This window comes from Streptomyces lacaronensis (genome assembly GCF_047337785.1).
Lineage (GTDB): Bacteria > Actinomycetota > Actinomycetes > Streptomycetales > Streptomycetaceae > Streptomyces > Streptomyces lycopersici.
The window spans coordinates 11,706,779-11,722,389 of sequence record NZ_JBLHDK010000003.1; the positions used below are offsets into that span (position 1 = coordinate 11,706,779).

The 15,611-nt window shown below is 70.6% G+C and carries 14 protein-coding genes and 2 pseudogenes; 10 read left to right on the forward strand and 6 right to left on the reverse strand.

What is annotated here, in order from left to right:
• The first annotated feature begins 139 nt into the window (after positions 1–139).
• Positions 140–1,054, forward strand: coding sequence for a LysR family transcriptional regulator (locus ACMTAK_RS50135; RefSeq protein ID WP_413812377.1), 915 nt, complete (start codon positions 140–142; stop codon positions 1,052–1,054).
• A gap of 42 nt (positions 1,055–1,096) precedes the next feature.
• Here ACMTAK_RS50135 and ACMTAK_RS50140 read toward each other — a convergent pair.
• The 4 genes and pseudogenes from ACMTAK_RS50140 to ACMTAK_RS50155 all read right to left on the reverse strand — a co-directional run.
• Positions 1,097–1,165, reverse strand: a pseudogene (locus ACMTAK_RS50140) (hypothetical protein); the annotation flags it as partial.
• A gap of 105 nt (positions 1,166–1,270) precedes the next feature.
• Complete coding sequence (locus tag ACMTAK_RS50145; RefSeq protein ID WP_413812378.1) at positions 1,271–1,549, reverse strand: acyl carrier protein; 279 nt, start codon at positions 1,547–1,549, stop codon at positions 1,271–1,273.
• Positions 1,546–1,748 (reverse strand): annotated as a pseudogene (locus ACMTAK_RS50150) (3-hydroxyacyl-CoA dehydrogenase family protein); the annotation flags it as partial. The pseudogene ACMTAK_RS50150 and the gene ACMTAK_RS50145, both read right to left, overlap by 4 nt.
• Positions 1,711–1,929, reverse strand: a complete 219-nt coding sequence (locus ACMTAK_RS50155; RefSeq protein ID WP_413812379.1) for a 3-hydroxyacyl-CoA dehydrogenase NAD-binding domain-containing protein — start codon at positions 1,927–1,929, stop codon at positions 1,711–1,713. The pseudogene ACMTAK_RS50150 and the gene ACMTAK_RS50155, both read right to left, overlap by 38 nt.
• A 170-nt stretch (positions 1,930–2,099) precedes the next feature.
• Between ACMTAK_RS50155 and ACMTAK_RS50160 the strand changes: the two genes are divergently transcribed.
• The 3 genes from ACMTAK_RS50160 to ACMTAK_RS50170 are packed head-to-tail and all read left to right on the forward strand — an operon-like array spanning position 2,100 to position 4,645.
• Positions 2,100–2,741 carry a hypothetical protein gene (locus ACMTAK_RS50160; protein ID WP_413812380.1) on the forward strand — a complete coding sequence of 214 codons (642 nt, stop codon included), beginning with the start codon at positions 2,100–2,102 and terminating at the stop codon, positions 2,739–2,741.
• Positions 2,742–2,750: 9 nt separating this feature from the next.
• Entirely contained in the window at positions 2,751–3,617 is an 867-nt protein-coding gene (locus tag ACMTAK_RS50165) for a helix-turn-helix transcriptional regulator (RefSeq protein WP_413812381.1), read from the forward strand.
• A gap of 44 nt (positions 3,618–3,661) precedes the next feature.
• Positions 3,662–4,645 (forward strand): quinone oxidoreductase family protein, encoded by a 984-nt coding sequence (locus tag ACMTAK_RS50170; protein ID WP_413812382.1) that lies wholly within the window; start codon positions 3,662–3,664, stop codon positions 4,643–4,645.
• 32 nt (positions 4,646–4,677) lie between these two features.
• Here the strand turns inward: ACMTAK_RS50170 and ACMTAK_RS50175 are convergent, their stop codons facing one another.
• Positions 4,678–4,887 (reverse strand): hypothetical protein, encoded by a 210-nt coding sequence (locus ACMTAK_RS50175; RefSeq protein WP_413812383.1) that lies wholly within the window; start codon positions 4,885–4,887, stop codon positions 4,678–4,680.
• Positions 4,884–5,564 carry a TetR/AcrR family transcriptional regulator gene (locus ACMTAK_RS50180; protein ID WP_413812384.1) on the reverse strand — a complete coding sequence of 227 codons (681 nt, stop codon included), beginning with the start codon at positions 5,562–5,564 and terminating at the stop codon, positions 4,884–4,886. Before ACMTAK_RS50180 ends, ACMTAK_RS50175 begins: the two co-directional genes overlap by 4 nt.
• 196 nt (positions 5,565–5,760) lie before the next feature.
• Between ACMTAK_RS50180 and ACMTAK_RS50185 the strand changes: the two genes are divergently transcribed.
• The 6 genes from ACMTAK_RS50185 to ACMTAK_RS50210 all read left to right on the forward strand — a co-directional run bounded on the left by ACMTAK_RS50185 (position 5,761) and on the right by ACMTAK_RS50210 (position 15,604).
• Positions 5,761–7,371 carry an acyl-CoA carboxylase subunit beta gene (locus ACMTAK_RS50185; RefSeq protein WP_413812385.1) on the forward strand — a complete coding sequence of 537 codons (1,611 nt, stop codon included), beginning with the start codon at positions 5,761–5,763 and terminating at the stop codon, positions 7,369–7,371.
• Between the two features lie 167 nt (positions 7,372–7,538).
• Positions 7,539–9,293: an acetyl/propionyl/methylcrotonyl-CoA carboxylase subunit alpha gene (locus ACMTAK_RS50190; RefSeq protein ID WP_413813236.1), complete on the forward strand. Its 1,755-nt coding sequence runs from the start codon at positions 7,539–7,541 to the stop codon at positions 9,291–9,293.
• A 186-nt stretch (positions 9,294–9,479) separates the two neighbouring features.
• Positions 9,480–9,914, forward strand: a complete 435-nt coding sequence (locus ACMTAK_RS50195) for a Zn-ribbon domain-containing OB-fold protein (protein ID WP_413812386.1) — start codon at positions 9,480–9,482, stop codon at positions 9,912–9,914.
• A 149-nt stretch (positions 9,915–10,063) separates the two neighbouring features.
• Complete coding sequence (locus tag ACMTAK_RS50200) at positions 10,064–11,035, forward strand: cyclase family protein (RefSeq protein WP_413812387.1); 972 nt, start codon at positions 10,064–10,066, stop codon at positions 11,033–11,035.
• 66 nt (positions 11,036–11,101) lie between these two features.
• Positions 11,102–13,924 (forward strand): SpoIIE family protein phosphatase, encoded by a 2,823-nt coding sequence (locus ACMTAK_RS50205; protein WP_413812388.1) that lies wholly within the window; start codon positions 11,102–11,104, stop codon positions 13,922–13,924.
• Between the two features lie 144 nt (positions 13,925–14,068).
• Positions 14,069–15,604 (forward strand): sugar ABC transporter ATP-binding protein, encoded by a 1,536-nt coding sequence (locus tag ACMTAK_RS50210; protein WP_413813237.1) that lies wholly within the window; start codon positions 14,069–14,071, stop codon positions 15,602–15,604.
• Positions 15,605–15,611: the final 7 nt, after the last annotated feature.

The window sequence follows — 15,611 nt, forward strand, 5'->3', positions numbered from 1 at the left end:
CTGGTTCGCCGCCGCTATGCCCGCGGTGAACCGGAAGATGTGGAAGGGGCCGTTCCCGCGGGTGTCCGCGTGCGCGGGCCTCCCCCTGCCGGGCGCCATGCCGGCGGGCATGACCGACCCCTGGGAAAGCGGCGCGCGTATGTCGGATGACCTTGGCAATATCGATCTCAACATTCTCATCGCCCTGGACGCTCTGCTGGCCGAACGCAGCGTGACAAGGGCCGCGGAGCGGGTCTTCGTAGGCCAACCGGCGATGAGCTCCTCGCTCGCCCGGCTGAGGAGCCATTTCGGAGATCCGCTGCTCGTCAGACAGGGGCGGGGGATGACGCTGACCCCGTTGGCCGAGTCGCTGGTGCGGCCCACGCAGGAGGCCCTGGCGGCGGTTCAGGCCGTCATGGGCGCGAGCAAGACCTTCGATCCCGCCACCGGCCCGCCTCGCACCTTCACCGTGATCGCCAGCGACTACGTCCAGACGGTGCTGATCAGGCCCATTCTGCGCAAGGTGGAGGCGGAATCGCTGAACATCCGCGTCAACACCTTCCCCGCGCAGGCCGACTTCATCGACCAGCTCCGCCGGGGACAGTGCGATCTGCTGATCTGGCCGACCAGCCTTGCCCAGAATCTGTCCGGCTTCTTCAGCGAGACGCTGTTCACCGACGAGTTCGTGGTGGCCGTCGACGAGAACCACCCCGGAGTGGGTGACACCATCACCGTCGACGAGCTGCGACAGCTGCCGTTCCTCGGCGTCAACGGGCCGATGACCTCGATCGTGGAGTCCCACTTCGACCGCCTGGGCGCCCGGCTCCGGGTCGCCGCCGACGTCGGGGGCTTCGCCATGGCCCCCCATGTTGTGCCCGGGACCCGTCTGGTCACCGTGTTCCAGGGGCTCCTCGCGGATGAGGCCGCGGGGTCGGGGCTCAGGACGATGCCGCTGCCGGTGCCCATGACCACGCTGACCGAGGCCATGTACTGGCATCCCCGTAACAACCAGGACGCCGCCCACCGCTGGTTCCGTCACCAGCTCCTGGAGTTCGCCGAGGAGCTCAGGCTGTGAGCCGCCGCTTGCGGATCAGGGTGATGCGGCCCGCCATGGGGATCAGCGACATCTCCACCCGAAGAACAGGGTGTTGTCCACCACGATGAGGCCGGTGTCGCCGACGAGGGTCGGCGACCGCTCGTAGTAGTCCGGAAGACCCCGCTTGTCGGCGCCGAAGTCCGCGGCCGGTCGCCGACGAGGTCGTCGGGGAGCTCGCGCGCACCGGCGAGCGGCTCAGGCATCGGCGGGCTGCCCGGCGTCGCGCAACCGCAGCACAAGGGCGGTCATGGCCCGCACGGTGCGGAAGTTGTCCCGCTTGAGGTCGTCTCCCAGGATCTGCACCGAGAACGCCTGCTCCAGGTGGACGACGAGCTCCATCGCGAACATCGACGACACCAGCCCGGAGGCGAAGAGATCCTGGTCGGCGGGGACCTCCGCGTTCACCCGGCCCGAGACGAACCCCGCGATCCCCTGCTCGATCCCCTCAGCGGTGATGGCCTGGTCCGCACTCATGAAAGCACCCCTTCGTAGTCATAGGAACCGCGCCCCTCTTGCGGCCCGGATCGCCGCGGCGCACCTTCTCCCGCAGCAGGTCACAGGGGGCGAAGGCGGTATCTCCGGTCCGCTCGGCAAGCAGCCGGAGAGCGTCCGCGAGATTGTCGAGCCCGATCAGATCAGCGGTGCGCAGCGGCCCGCTCGGATGGCCGAGGCACCAGCTGCCGGGCGATTTCCGCCTCGGCGGCGCGCAACACGTCGTCCGAGGCGTCGACGAGGGTGACGTCCACCCCACGGCCCAGTGCCAGTGCGGTGATGCCGCACCCCATCACCCCCGCGCCGAAGACGGCTATCGTGTCCGGGCGCGGATTCGCCGTCACTCTGCCTCCGTGATTCATCCCGTTCGGTGTGCCATGACGCTAGTCGGCTGATCGATCACCCCGGAAGGCAACTGGTATCGATCAAGGGCATCGGCGCCAGGGATACCGGACCTATCGAGCAAACCGCCCGGCATGCGCATACCGGGCCTCTCGGGGCGCGCATGGAAGGCTCCTCTAGGATCTTCGGCATGGCGAAGCGCGCGGTCCATCGGCGGGCCCAGAGGATAGTGGGCGAGGAGCCCGTGGCCCTGGTCTGGTGCGAGATCCACAAGCCCATTCCCACGCCGCCCGAAGAGGTACACCGCGCCGCGGGCAGGGGGCGGCTGAAGCCGGGTCACCACTGGCTGCTGTACGTCGGTGCCGTGGTGTTCTTCTTCGTCGTCGTCCCGGTGATGCTGCTCGACAAGCTGGGCACCGGCCGACGTGACCGGCCGAACGCCCGCCCCTCCGCCTCCGGCCGCAGTCGCAGTCGCGATCGCGGACAGGATCCGACGAACCACGTCTTCGACGGCGACTGGAGCCTGACGGCGGGCCAGTTGCTCCTGCGCTGGTACGGGCACTCACCCAACCCCAAACGCCTGGTCATGCTGGCCCGCGATCGCGTCTGTATCGCCACGTCCCCTCGCCGTCGGCTGTCGCCCACCAAGGCCGACGACTTCCGGATCGTCGCGGAGTTCCCCCTCGACCAGGCCCGCGTCGAGGGCGAGGCGGGCCAGCCGCGCGGATTCGCCACGTTCCGGCTCCGCTTCGCCGACGGCTCCTGGCTGGAAGTGGGACGGCTGGGCGAACCCGAGGACGCGGACCACTTCCTTCGCACCATCAACGGATGATCAACCATCATGGCCATCTCTCATTCGCCCCTGTCCCGCGACGACCGGCGCACCGAGCTACGGGAGTTCCTGCGTAGCCGCCGGGCCCGGGTCTCCCCGGCCGATGTCGGCATGCCCGACGGTGGCCGGCGGCGTACGCCCGGTCTGCGGCGCGAGGAGGTCGCGGTCCTGGCGGGCGTCGGAGTGTCCTGGTACACGTGGCTGGAGCAGGGGCGCGACATCAAGGTGTCCGAGCAGGTCCTCGACGCGATCGCCCGGGCGCTGCTGCTTGGCGCCGCCGAGCGTGCCCACCTGTACCGCCTGGCCGGACTCAATCCGCCGCAGGCCCCCTCCGCGCCCTCGGCGGCACCCTCACCCGAGGTGCGGCGGTTGCTGGATGCCTGGTCACCGCGGCCCGGCTATGTGCGCGACCGACACTGGAACTTCACCGCCGTCAACGACGCGGCACGAGTGGTCTTCGGCTACGGCGAAAGCGACCACAACTGCCTGGTCTCCTTCTTCACCAACGCCCGCTACCGGGTGCTGCACCGGAACTGGGCCGAGACCGCGACCGATGTGGCGGCTGCCTTCCGGGCCGACGCGGCACGTTACCCGGACGATCCGGAGTTCGGCCGCATCGCCGCCGACCTGGCCGCGGTCAGCCCCGAATTCGCCGGGCTGTGGGCGCGCCACGACGTGGCCGAGCACACCAGCGCGGTGAAGGCGGTCGATCACCCCGACGCCGGGACGATGATCTTCGATGCCACTTTGCTGCCGCTGCCAGAGCACCCCGGGCACCATCTGATCCTGCACAACCCACGCCCCGGCACCGGCACCGAGCAGCGGCTGGAGACGCTGCTGCGGCAGCACAGCCTGGTGGTGCCACACCCAGGATGAGCGGGCACTGCCCGGGTCGCCGAGGTGCCCGCAGGATCGTGGACATGAACAACAGCAGCAGGCAGATGAAGGCAGTGACCATCCCCGAGTTCGGCGACGCCGAGGTGCTCCGCGTCGCCACCGTTCCCGTCCCCGAGCCCGGACCGGGCCAGGTCGCCATCGACGTGGCGTACGCGGGCGCCAACTTCGCCGAGGTTCTCTACCGGCGCGGCGTGGTCGACGTGCCGCTCCCCTTCGTGCCCGGTATCGAGGTGTCGGGGCGGATCCGGGCGGTCGGTGAGGGCGTCGAGGATCTGACCGTCGGGCAGCCGGTGGCCGCGCTCTCGATCGTCGACAGCGGTGGCTACGCGGAGGTGGTGGTCACCTCGGCGGACCTGGTCGTGCCGCTGGACGGCCTCGGTATCGGGATGGACGTCGCGGCGGCGCTGCCGTCCAACAGCACCACCGCGTTCCTGGTGCTCGACCGGGTGGCCCGGATCGAGCCCGGGGAACGCGTTCTGATCCATGCGGCCGCCGGCGGCGTGGGAAGCCAGCTCGGCCAGGCCGCCCGCTTGCTGGGCGCGGGCCACGTGGTCGGCACCGTCGGCAGCGCGGCCAAGATCGAGACCGCCAGGCGCTTCGGCTACTACGAGGTGATCACGCGGGACCGGATCGCCGAGGCCGGCGAGTTCGACATCGTGGTCGACATGGTCGGCGGCCCGGCCCGCCGGGACGGGCTGGACCGGCTGGCCCCGATGGGGCGCCTGGTGGTGATGGGCAACGCCTCCGGCGCCGAGGACGTCGGCATTCCGGCCAACGACCTGTGGTTCACCAACAGGACCGTCTCCGGCTTCAACCTGGCCGCCTTCTCGGCCGCCTTCCCCGAGGAGACACGCCGGGCGCTGCGCCGCGCGGTGTCGGCCGCGGCGACGGGAGATCTGCGGACGCGGGTCGAAACCCTGCCGCTGGAACAGGCCGTCGAGGCCCACCGCCGCATCGAATCGGGCACGACCACCGGCAAGCTGGTGCTCGAGGTCGCGGCGTTGTGACCCACGGCCGAGCATGTGCGGGTGTATCGCGCTCAGACGTCGGGACGCGGGTGTTCGACGGGAAGGCGGGCGGGCAGGCCGCGCAGCAGCGTGTCGGCGCCGAGACGGGTGGCGAGTTCCCGCATGGTGAGCGTGGTGAGGTCGCACCGCGGGGCGGTGGAGACGATCAGTTCACGGCTCAGCCGTGCGGGGCGCCCCCGTGCGGGGTGCGCGGTGCTCTTCGTTCCGCGATGCGCGCTCAAGGGCCGTCCTCGATGAGGCGTCGCAGCGAGGGGAGCAAGGCATCGAGGTCCTGGCTGGTTCGGAACGCGACGAGGGTGGTGCCGTCATCGTCCCTTTCCTTGGGGGACTGAGGCGTCGGGAAGAGAGCGAGGACTTCGCGCATCGCCTCGTCGACCTCTGCGACGGGGTCGGCGGACTCGCCCCGGAGCCATCGGCGCAATACGTGGTTGTGAGCCGCTACCACTGCCGCCGCCATGAGCTCGGCCCGAAGCGAGGCCGCCTCGGTGGGATCTCCCATCCAGTCCGCGATGAACTCGCGGAACAGTCGCTGGTACCGCGCCACGCTGGCGATCTCCCGGTCGCGCAGGGCGGCGACCTTACTGGTGAGCGCGTACCTGCGCCGCGCGAGGTCGCCCTCATCGATGTAGTGCAGCAGCACCAGGCGTACGGCGTCGGATACGGCGACCAGGGCGGTGCTGTCACTGGAGGTCGCCAGGCGGTCCCTGATCAGCTCCAGCAGCCGGTCATGGTCGGGGAAGATGACCGCTTCCTTGGACCGGTAGTGCCGGAAGAACGTCGTACGGCCCACTCCGGCCCGTTCAGCGATGTCATCGACGGTGGTCCGCTCGTATCCGCGTTCGTCGAAGAGAACGAACGCGGCGTCCGCGAGCCGGATCCGCACGGCTGGCTTGCTCATGACCACCCATCCTTCCTTGTCTCAGTACTCGGAGACCACTTGCCCCACCGGCGCGGTACTGAGTACCGTTTACAAGACATTCAGTACCATGGGAGGTTCCGGCGTGGATTCCGTTACACAGAGTGAGTCCGGTGTGCCGATCCAGCCGGCTGGGCGCTGACGGATCCGCCGCAATCAGCCAGAAGGGATCCATTCGGTGAGTGCCGAGCCCGAGGACGTGTCCGACATCGACATCCACACCACCGCAGGCAAGCTCGCGGATCTCCAGCGCCGTATCGGGGAAGCGACGCACGCCGGCTCCGCACGCGCCGTCGAAAAGCAGCACGCCAAGGGCAAGTTGACGGCTCGGGAGCGGATCGAGCTGCTGCTCGACGAGGGCTCCTTCACCGAGCTCGACGAGTTCGCCCGGCACCGCTCCACCAACTTCGGCCTGGACGGCAACCGCCCCTACGGCGACGGCGTCGTCACCGGGTACGGCACGGTCGACGGCCGCCCGGTGGCCGTGTTCTCCCAGGACTTCACCGTCTTCGGCGGCGCGCTGGGCGAGGTCTACGGCCAGAAGATCGTCAAGGTGATGGACTTCGCGCTGAAGACCGGCTGCCCGGTCGTCGGCATCAACGACTCCGGTGGCGCCCGCATCCAGGAGGGTGTGGCCTCCCTCGGCGCCTACGGTGAGATCTTCCGCCGCAACACTCGCGCGAGCGGTGTCATCCCGCAGATCAGCCTGGTCGTAGGCCCTTGTGCGGGGGGAGCCGTGTACTCTCCGGCGATCACCGACTTCACGGTCATGGTCGACCGGACCTCGCACATGTTCATCACCGGCCCGGACGTCATCAAGACCGTCACCGGCGAGGACGTGGGCTTCGAGGAGCTGGGCGGCGCCCGGACCCACAACTCCACCTCCGGTGTCGCGCACTACATGGCCGGGGACGAGAAGGACGCCATCGAGTACGTCAAGCAGCTGCTGTCGTACCTGCCGTCCAACAACCTCTCCGAGGCGCCGGTCTTCCCCGAGGAGGCGGACCTCGCCGTCACGGACGAGGACCTGGAGCTGGACACCCTCGTGCCCGACAGCGCGAACCAGCCGTACGGCATGCACAAGGTGATCGAGCGCATCCTCGACGACGCCGAGTTCTTCGAAACGCAGTCGCTGTTCGCGCCGAACATCGTCACCGGCTTCGGGCGGGTCGAGGGCCACCCGGTGGGCATCGTCGCCAACCAGCCGATGCAGTCCGCCGGCTGCCTGGACATCAAGGCGAGCGAGAAGGGCGCGCGCTTCGTACGCACCTGCGACGCCTTCAACATCCCGGTCATCACCTTCGTCGATGTGCCGGGCTTCCTGCCGGGCGTGGGCCAGGAGCACGACGGCATCATCCGCCGCGGCGCCAAGCTGATCTACGCCTACGCGGAGGCGACGGTCCCGCTGATCACGGTGATCACCCGCAAGGCCTTCGGTGGCGCCTACGACGTGATGGGCTCCAAGCACCTGGGCGCCGACCTCAACCTGGCCTGGCCGACCGCCCAGATCGCGGTCATGGGCGCCCAGGGCGCGGTCAACATCCTGCACCGCCGCACCCTTGCCGAGGCCGAGGCCGAGACCGGCGGCGACGTGGAGGCGACCCGGGCGCGGCTCATCCAGGAGTACGAGGACACCCTCCTCAACCCCTATGTCGCGGCCGAGCGCGGCTACGTCGACGCGGTGATCATGCCGTCCGAGACCCGTCGGCACATCGTGCGCGGCCTGCGTCAGCTGAGCACCAAGCGCGAGTCGCCGCCGCCCAAGAAGCACGGCAACATCCCCCTCTAGTCCGGACCGCTCCTACTGGCCTCGTTGAACGAGCAGACCCCGAGTCTTGGAGAAAGCAGCATGAACGACCTGTTGGAAAGAGCGGAGCAGGCCGGCGCCGTTGCGGCACCGCACGCGCGCGTGGCGCACCGGCTGACCGCGGCTGGGAACGGGCTGGAGTCGGCATGCTGACGAAGGTGCTGATCGCCAACCGTGGCGAGATCGCTGTCCGCGTGGCCCGTGCCTGCCGGGACGCCGGGATCGTGAGCGTGGCCGTCTACGCGGACCCGGACCGGGACGCTCTGCACGTCCGCGCCGCGGACGAGGCGTTCGCCCTGGGCGGTGACACTCCGGCGACCAGCTATCTGGTGATCGACAAGATCCTGAACGCCGCACGCGAGTCCGGCGCGGACGCCGTCCACCCCGGCTACGGATTCCTCTCCGAGAACGCCGAGTTCGCCCAGGCCGTCCTCGACGCCGGCCTGACCTGGATCGGCCCCCCGCCGCACGCCATCCGCGACCTGGGCGACAAGGTCGCCGCCCGCCACATCGCCCAGCGCGCCGGCGCCCCCCTGGTCGCCGGCACCCCCGACCCCGTCGCCGGGGCCGAGGAGGTTGTGGCCTTCGCCGAGCAGCACGGCCTGCCCATCGCCATCAAGGCCGCCTTCGGCGGAGGCGGCCGCGGCCTGAAGGTCGCCCGCACCATGGAGGAGGTCCCCGAGCTCTACGACTCCGCCGTCCGCGAGGCCGTGGCCGCCTTCGGCCGCGGCGAATGCTTCGTCGAGCGCTACCTGGACAAGCCCCGCCACGTCGAGACCCAGTGCCTGGCCGACACCCACGGCAACGTCGTCGTGGTCTCCACCCGCGACTGCTCCCTCCAGCGCCGCCACCAGAAACTCGTCGAAGAGGCCCCCGCCCCCTTCCTCACCGAAGACCAGAACGCCCAGCTCTACGCCGCCTCCAAGGCCATCCTCAAAGAGGCCGGCTACGTCGGCGCGGGCACGGTGGAGTTCCTGGTCGGCAACGACGGCACCATCTCCTTCCTGGAGGTCAACACCCGGCTCCAGGTGGAGCACCCGGTCACCGAAGAGGTCACCGGCATCGACCTGGTGCGGGAGATGTTCCGTATCGCGGACGGCGAGGCCATCGGCTACGACGACCCGCCGATGCGGGGGCATTCGTTCGAGTTCCGGATCAACGGCGAGGACCCGGGCCGCAACTTCCTGCCCGCCCCGGGCACCGTGACCTCCTTCGTGCCGCCCGCCGGCCCCGGTGTGCGGCTGGACGCGGGTGTGGAGTCCGGCAGCGTCATCGGCCCGGCGTGGGACTCCCTGCTGGCCAAGCTGATCGTCACCGGCGCCACGCGGAGGCAGGCCCTCCAGCGTGCGGCCCGCGCCCTGGCCGAGTTCCAGGTCGAGGGCATGGCGACCGCGATCCCGTTCCACCGCGCGGTGGTCAAGGACCCGGCGTTCACCAGCGAGCCCTTCACCATCCACACCCGCTGGATCGAGACCGAGTTCAGCAATGAGATCAAGCCCTTCGCCGCCCCCTCGGACGCGGAGGCGGACGAGGAGCGGGGCCGTCAGACGGTGGTCGTCGAGGTCGGCGGCAAGCGTCTGGAGGTCTCCCTGCCGTCCTCGCTGGGCATGTCGCTGTCCAGCACCGGCCATGCGGCGGGCGCCCGCTCCAAGCGGCGCGCGGCCAAGAAGTCGGGCCCGGTCGCTTCGGGTGACACCCTCGCGTCCCCGATGCAGGGCACGATCGTCAAGGTCGCCGTCGAGGAGGGCCAGGAGGTCAAGGAGGGAGACCTGGTCGTCGTCCTGGAGGCGATGAAGATGGAGCAGCCGCTGAACGCGCACAAGTCCGGCACCATCAAGGGCCTGTCCACCGAGATCGGCGCCTCCCTCACCTCCGGCGCCGCGATCTGCGAGATCAAGGACTGACGAACGCATCGGCCCGCCCGTCCTGGGCCCGGCGCCAGGACGGAGACCGTCTCCCTGACGCCGAATCCATGACCTCTCGACGTACCCCGCTGAATGCCCTGATCTGCCACATCCGTGACCGGGGCCGCCCTCGTTCCCTTCACAGAGCCGTTCCGCCGCACCCGGCAGCGGCCAGGAGAATTCGCCATGTCCCATACAGTGATCGAAACCGCAGGCAACGGCCCCTTCGCAGGGGACGGCGCCTCGACCGCCGCATCGCGGAATGACCCGGACCAGCGCAGTGGCCTCATCTCAGCAGGGGGGATCCGGGACGGGGCGCTGTACTTCCAGCGCTGCCGCTGGTGCCATACCGCGGTCTTCCGCCGCCTGCTGTGCCCTGTCTGCGGCTCCACCGACATGGCCGAGGAACGCAGTGACGGTACCGGCGTCATCCATCACGTCACCGTTGTCGGCCGCGGCGCGGGCAGGCCCCGCGCCATGGCCATCATCGACATGCACGAAGGGTTCCGCCTCCGCGCCAGGGTCAGCGCGGTGCCGCTGGCCAGGGCGTGTGTCGGAGCCCAGGTACGGCTGGGCTTCGGGCCGGAGCCACAGGAGATCGCCTTTCAGCTCTGCGACTGATAGTGGGCGGACGTCCGGTTCGCCGTCCTCGGGTACGACCTCGCCGTCGGCGTCGCGGAAACTCTCCGAACAGTCCGATGGCCGACTAGAATTTTGATCACGCAGTCGTCCCGCTGAAGTCGTTCCGGACCCCGCAGGGGTGAGTACGGATGACCGGTAGCCCAGGTGATGATTCCAACGCCATGACGCCGACCGGTGTCGGCAACGGCCCCGCTGTCTCCCGCCGGGAGTTCGACGCGCTCTTCGAGGCGGTCCGTACGTGGGGCCGCTGGGATCCGGTCGGCCGGGGCGCCTGGAACCGGGTGACCCCGGGCCATGTGCGGCGGGCCACCGCCCGGGTGCGGTCCGGGGCGGTCGTGCCGCTCGGCCTGCCCTGGAACACCCGGTCCGCACCGGACAACCGCGGGCCCGCCCTGCACCACATGACGGACCTCGGCGATGTGGAGGCTCCGGAGCCATCCGTCCACAAGGACTTCATCGCCGTGGACTACCACGGCAAGGGCGTCACCCACCTCGATGCCCTGTGCCACATCGCCTATCGGGGGCAGCTCTACGGCGGGCGGACGGCACGCGAGGCCATCGATGCCTCGGGCGCCCGCCATGGCGCGGTCACCGAGCTCGGCCCCCTCGTCACGAAGGGTGTGCTGCTCGACCTCCCCGCCATCTGGGGATCCGCCTGGCTGGAGCCGGGGCAGGCGGTCCACGCCGAGGACATCACCGCGGCCGAGAAGGCGCTGGATGTGAGGATCGGCGACGGCGACGCTGTGTTGCTGCGCTCCGGGCGCTTCCGCCGGCGTGCGGAACTCGGCGCCTGGGACGCCGACGCGGCGGGCGCGGGGTTGCATGTGGACGCCGTACCGCTGCTGGCCGAGCGCGGTATCGCGCTGCTCGGCGGTGACGGCGACAGCGATGTACGTCCTTCGCCGGTCGAGGGTGTGCACTCTCCCGTCCATGCGCTCGCTCTGGCCGCGATGGGGGTGCCGCTGCTGGACAACCTCGATCTCGAAGCGCTCGCCGTCGCCACCGCCGAGGCGGGCCGTTATGAGTTCCTCCTGGTCGTGGCGGCTCTGAATATTCCAGGTGGGACCGGCTCGCCGGTCAACCCGGTCGCGGTTCTGTGACCTGCCGCCTTCGTTGCCGCGTTATTGTCGAAAAGGGGATATTTTGGACCGATAACCGGGAGAGGCGTGATCCAGCGCGGCGCGGAACCGATTCTGGTGGGGCTCGCGACAGATGACATCGGGCCCGCATATCCGCGTGAGCAGTTCCTGGAGGGGGAGGCGGTCCAGGGCGGCGTCCAGGGAGGCGTGCGCAACCTCATCCTGAATTCATGGCAGCGCTGCCGGTCCCTGGGTCTTCCGCTGGGCGGAATGGAGCTGCCCTACCGGGAGGACGTCGACCCGGAGGGCCGGCTGGTCCGGGCGGCCGCTCCGGTGCTCGACCGGCTGCGCGCCAGGTTCGTGGGCAGCCAGATGAACATCTCGCTCGCCGACGGAAGTGGGATGGTGCTCCTGCGCCGCTTCGGCGATGAGTCGTGGGCCAGAACCCTCCCGGATATCCAGCGGGTGCCGGGATTCGTTTTCGCCGAGCGGTTCGCCGGTACCAACGGCATCGGCCTCGCGCTCGTGGAGAGGCAACTCATCCAGGTCTACGGCGCCGAGCACTTCGCCGAGCGCGGCCAGGCGAACGGCTGTCGCGCCATACCCGTTCACGACCCGTTCAGCGGGCGCGTCGAAGGCGTCCTGTGCCTCGGCTATCCGCGCGACGCCTCGCATCCCGCGCTGGACGAGGTGGTGTGCAAGGCGGCTCAGGCCATCGAAGGGCGTCTGCTGGAGGAGAGCTCGGCGCGCGAGCGCGCCCTGTTGCGTGCGTACCTGGGGGCGAGCCGCGCGCGGATGGGGGAGCCGTCGGGAGACGAGCAGGCCATCGGGTTGGACACGCTCGTCGAGCGGCTGCACCACCACGACCGGATGGTGATCAAGGAGAAGGCCGCCGAACTGCTCTCCCACGCACAGCGGGCGGCCACCGCCGTGTCCCTGTCCGACGGACGGCAGGTCACCCTGATGAGCTACCCGACGACGAGCGTGTCCGGAGTGGAGGGCATCGCCGTCGAGGCCGTATTCCACGATCACGTACCGCGAGCGCCCCTCACCCTCCCGCACCGTCCCGACATCCCTTCCCGCGCCGCGCCAGGCCCGGATGGCCCGGCGGCCGAGGCGGTCGGCGGCACGGTCGGTACCACGGACGGCCAGGCCAGAGAGCTGGTGCTGGTGGGCGAGCCGGAGGTGGGGAAGTACGCCCTGGCCGCGCGACGCCGCATGGAGCTGCTGTCCGAGGCCAGTGCGCGCATCGGCACCACCTTGGATGTGCGCCGCACCGCCCGGGAACTCGCCGAGACGGCCGTCCCGCAGCTGGCGGACTTCGTCACGATCGACCTGTCCGACGCCGTACTGCGCGGCGAGGAACCCCTCGACATCCGGAACGACCTGCGCCGTGCGGTGGTGCACGGCATCCACGACCGCTGCCCCTTCTACCCGGTCGACAAGCGGATCGACTTCCGTCCGACCACGCCTCAGCTGCGATGCGTGAACACCGGAATGGCGATTCTGGAACCCGACCTGGAGGTCGCCGCGGGCTGGCTCGCCCAGGACCCCGAGCTCACCGAGCGACTGCTGGCCCACGTCCGTTCCCTCATCGCCGTACCCCTGATCGCACGGGGCGTCGTCCTGGGCATCGCCAGCTTCTACCGCTCGCTCGACCCCGCGCCCTTCGGCGACGACGACCGTTCCCTGGCCCAGGAACTGGCGACCCGCGCCGCCCTCTCCATGGACAACGCCCGGCGCTACACCCGCGAGCACAACATGGTCCTGGCCCTCCAGCGCAGTCTGCTCCCCCACGGCGTGCCCGACCAGAACGCCGCCGAGGTGGCCCATCGCTATCTGCCCGCCGAATCGCGGGTGGGCGGGGACTGGTACGACGTCATCGCCCTGCCCGGCACCCGCTTCGGCCTCGTCGTCGGCGATGTCGCCGGTCACGGCCTGCACTCCGCCGCCACCATGGGACGGCTGCGCACCGCCGCACGCAGCTTCGCCGAACTCGACTTCCCCCCGGACGAGGTCCTCACCCACCTGGACAACCTCGTGGTACGCCTCGACCGGGAGGAGCACGGCGAGGGCGCGGCCGAGGGATTCGGCATCATCGGCGCGACCTGTCTGTACGCCGTCTACGACCCCACCTCGCAGCGGTGCACCATGGCCCGCGCCGGCCACCCTCCGCCGGCGCTGGTCAGCCCCGACGGCAGCGTGTCGTTTCCCGACCTGCCCGCCGGCCCCCCGCTCGGCCTGGGCGGACTTCCCTTCGAAACCGCCGAGATCGAGGTCCCCGAGAACAGCCAGCTGGTCCTCTACACCGACGGACTCATCGAGGATCGGCACCGCGACATCGACGTGGCCCTCGACCAGCTGCGCGATGCCCTGGCCCACCCTGAGCGCACCCCCGAGGACACCTGCCAGGCGGTCCTGGACGCCGTGGCCCCCGCCCACCCCGGCGACGACATCGCCCTCCTCGTCGCCCGCACCCACGCCCTCGCGCCCCACCAGATCGCCACCTGGGATCTGCCCGCCGACCCGGCCGTCGTCAGCGAGGTCCGTGCCGCCGCCGCCCGACGGCTCACCGACTGGGGTCTGGAAGAGGCCTCGTTCGTGGTGGAGCTGGTGCTCAGCGAGCTGGTCGCCAACGCCATCCGCCACGGCACCGGGCCCCTGCGGGTGCGGCTGCTCCATGACCGCACCCTGATCTGCGAGGTCTCGGACACCAGCAGCACCGCACCGCATCTGCGCCGGGCCGCCACCACCGACGAGGGCGGCCGCGGGCTGTTCCTCGTCGCGCAACTGGCCCAGGCGTGGGGGACGCGCCACACCCCGGACGGCAAGGTCATCTGGGCCGAGTGCGCCCTCGGTCCGCCCTGCGCCGGTCGGCTCGGAGCCGGCGGCCGGACGCCGGGCAGATGAACGAATGACCCGCCGACCGACCGCTGATCAACTGATCCGTTGGAGTAACAGAGCCCCGGAAGACCGCTGGATTCCGGAGATATGCCGGTCGGCCCCGCTACTGTCGTGGGTGAGTTCGCGACAGTTCGCCAGGCCGACCCGGAGATGTCCGTGCATGACGCCACATCGGTGAACGCATCCCCGGCCGCCCGACCGGACCCCCTCGTCCGCGTCCGGGGTCTCAGCAAGCGGTTCGGCGGGACCCTCGCGCTGGACCGCGTCGACCTCGACCTCCACGGCGGCAGTGTCCTCGCCCTCCTCGGCCCCAATGGCGCCGGAAAGTCCACCCTCATCAAGGTGCTCGCGGGCGTCCATCCCGCCGACGGGGGAGAGGTGACGGTGGCCGGGCACCCACTGGGGACCGAGGCCGCCGCTTCGAGCATGTCCTTCACCCACCAGGACCTCGGCCTCGTGGAGTGGATGACGGTCGCCGAGAACATCGCCTTGGCCACCGGGTATCCACGCCGCGGCGGACTGATCTCCTGGCGGCGGACCGCGGAGCGCGGCACGGAGATCCTGCGGACCGTCGCCGGGCAGCTTCCGGCCGGCGCCAGGATCGCCGACCTCGCCCCCGCCGAGCGTTCCCTGGTCGCCGTCGCACGTGCCCTCGCCACGAACGCACGGCTCATCGTGCTGGACGAGCCGACCGCCAGCCTCCCCGCCGCGGACTGCGCCCGGCTCTTCGGCGTCCTGCACACCCTGCGCGACCGGGGACACGGCATTCTCTACGTCACCCATCGCCTGGACGAGGTGTACGAGGTCGCCGACGCCTTCGCGGTGCTGCGCGACGGCCGCCTGGTCAGCCGGGGCCCGCTGGCTGACCACAGCCCCACCCGGCTGGTGCGGGACATCGTCGGCGACCAGCCGACCGGCTACCGGCCCGGCACCGCCTCCGCGGGCGGCCCGGCCGTGCTCACCCTCGACGGCGTTCGGACGGCACACTCCGGACCCGTCGACCTCGAACTGCGCGCCGGGGAAGTCCTCGGCCTGGTGGGCCTCACCGGCGCCGGGCACATGGAACTCGGCCGCGCCCTCGCCGGCGCCCGGCCGGTCCTCGACGGGCGGGCCCTGCTCGACGGCCGGCCGTACCACCCCCGTACGGTCGCCGCCGCCGTCCGCTCCGGCGTCGGCCTGGTGACCGGCAACCGAGTGGAGGAGGGCTGCGCCGCCGAGCTGACCGTACGGGAGAACCTGCTGGCCAACCCCCGCGCGGGCGGTCTGCCGGCGCTGCGCCGGCTCAGCCCCCGCCGCGAGCGCGCCGAGGCCACCGCCTTAATCGAACGGTTCGCGGTGCGCCCCCGGGACACCGAGGCCCCGATCGCCACCCTGTCCGGAGGCAACCAGCAGAAGGTCATGCTCGGCCGGTGGCTCCGGGTGGGCCTGCGGCTGCTGATTCTCGAGGAGCCGACCGCGAGCGTGGACATCGGCGCCAAGGCCGCGATCTACCGCCTCCTCGACGAGGCGCTGGCCACCGGCCTCGCGGTACTGCTCATCTCCACCGACTCCGAGGAGGTCGCGGGCGTGTGCCGACGCGCACTGGTGTTCGTCCGGGGCGCCGTGACGGCCGAGCTCAGCGGCCCGTCGCTCACCGCCGCGGGACTCACTCGGGCCGTCTCGGCGATGCCCGCGCACCGGACATGAGGGACCG

Excerpts from the sequence above, each read along its gene's own strand:
- ACMTAK_RS50210 (WP_413813237.1), top strand. The coding sequence starts at position 14,069 with ATGTCCGTGCATGACGCCACATCGGTGAACGCATCCCCGGCCGCCCGA.
- ACMTAK_RS50135 (WP_413812377.1), top strand. The coding sequence starts at position 140 with ATGTCGGATGACCTTGGCAATATCGATCTCAACATTCTCATCGCCCTG.
- ACMTAK_RS50165 (WP_413812381.1), top strand. The coding sequence starts at position 2,751 with ATGGCCATCTCTCATTCGCCCCTGTCCCGCGACGACCGGCGCACCGAG.
- ACMTAK_RS50200 (WP_413812387.1), top strand. The coding sequence starts at position 10,064 with ATGACCGGTAGCCCAGGTGATGATTCCAACGCCATGACGCCGACCGGT.
- ACMTAK_RS50180 (WP_413812384.1), bottom strand. The coding sequence starts at position 5,564 with ATGAGCAAGCCAGCCGTGCGGATCCGGCTCGCGGACGCCGCGTTCGTT.
- ACMTAK_RS50170 (WP_413812382.1), top strand. The coding sequence starts at position 3,662 with ATGAACAACAGCAGCAGGCAGATGAAGGCAGTGACCATCCCCGAGTTC.
- ACMTAK_RS50155 (WP_413812379.1), bottom strand. The coding sequence starts at position 1,929 with ATGAATCACGGAGGCAGAGTGACGGCGAATCCGCGCCCGGACACGATA.
- ACMTAK_RS50160 (WP_413812380.1), top strand. The coding sequence starts at position 2,100 with ATGGCGAAGCGCGCGGTCCATCGGCGGGCCCAGAGGATAGTGGGCGAG.
- ACMTAK_RS50145 (WP_413812378.1), bottom strand. The coding sequence starts at position 1,549 with ATGAGTGCGGACCAGGCCATCACCGCTGAGGGGATCGAGCAGGGGATC.
- ACMTAK_RS50195 (WP_413812386.1), top strand. The coding sequence starts at position 9,480 with ATGTCCCATACAGTGATCGAAACCGCAGGCAACGGCCCCTTCGCAGGG.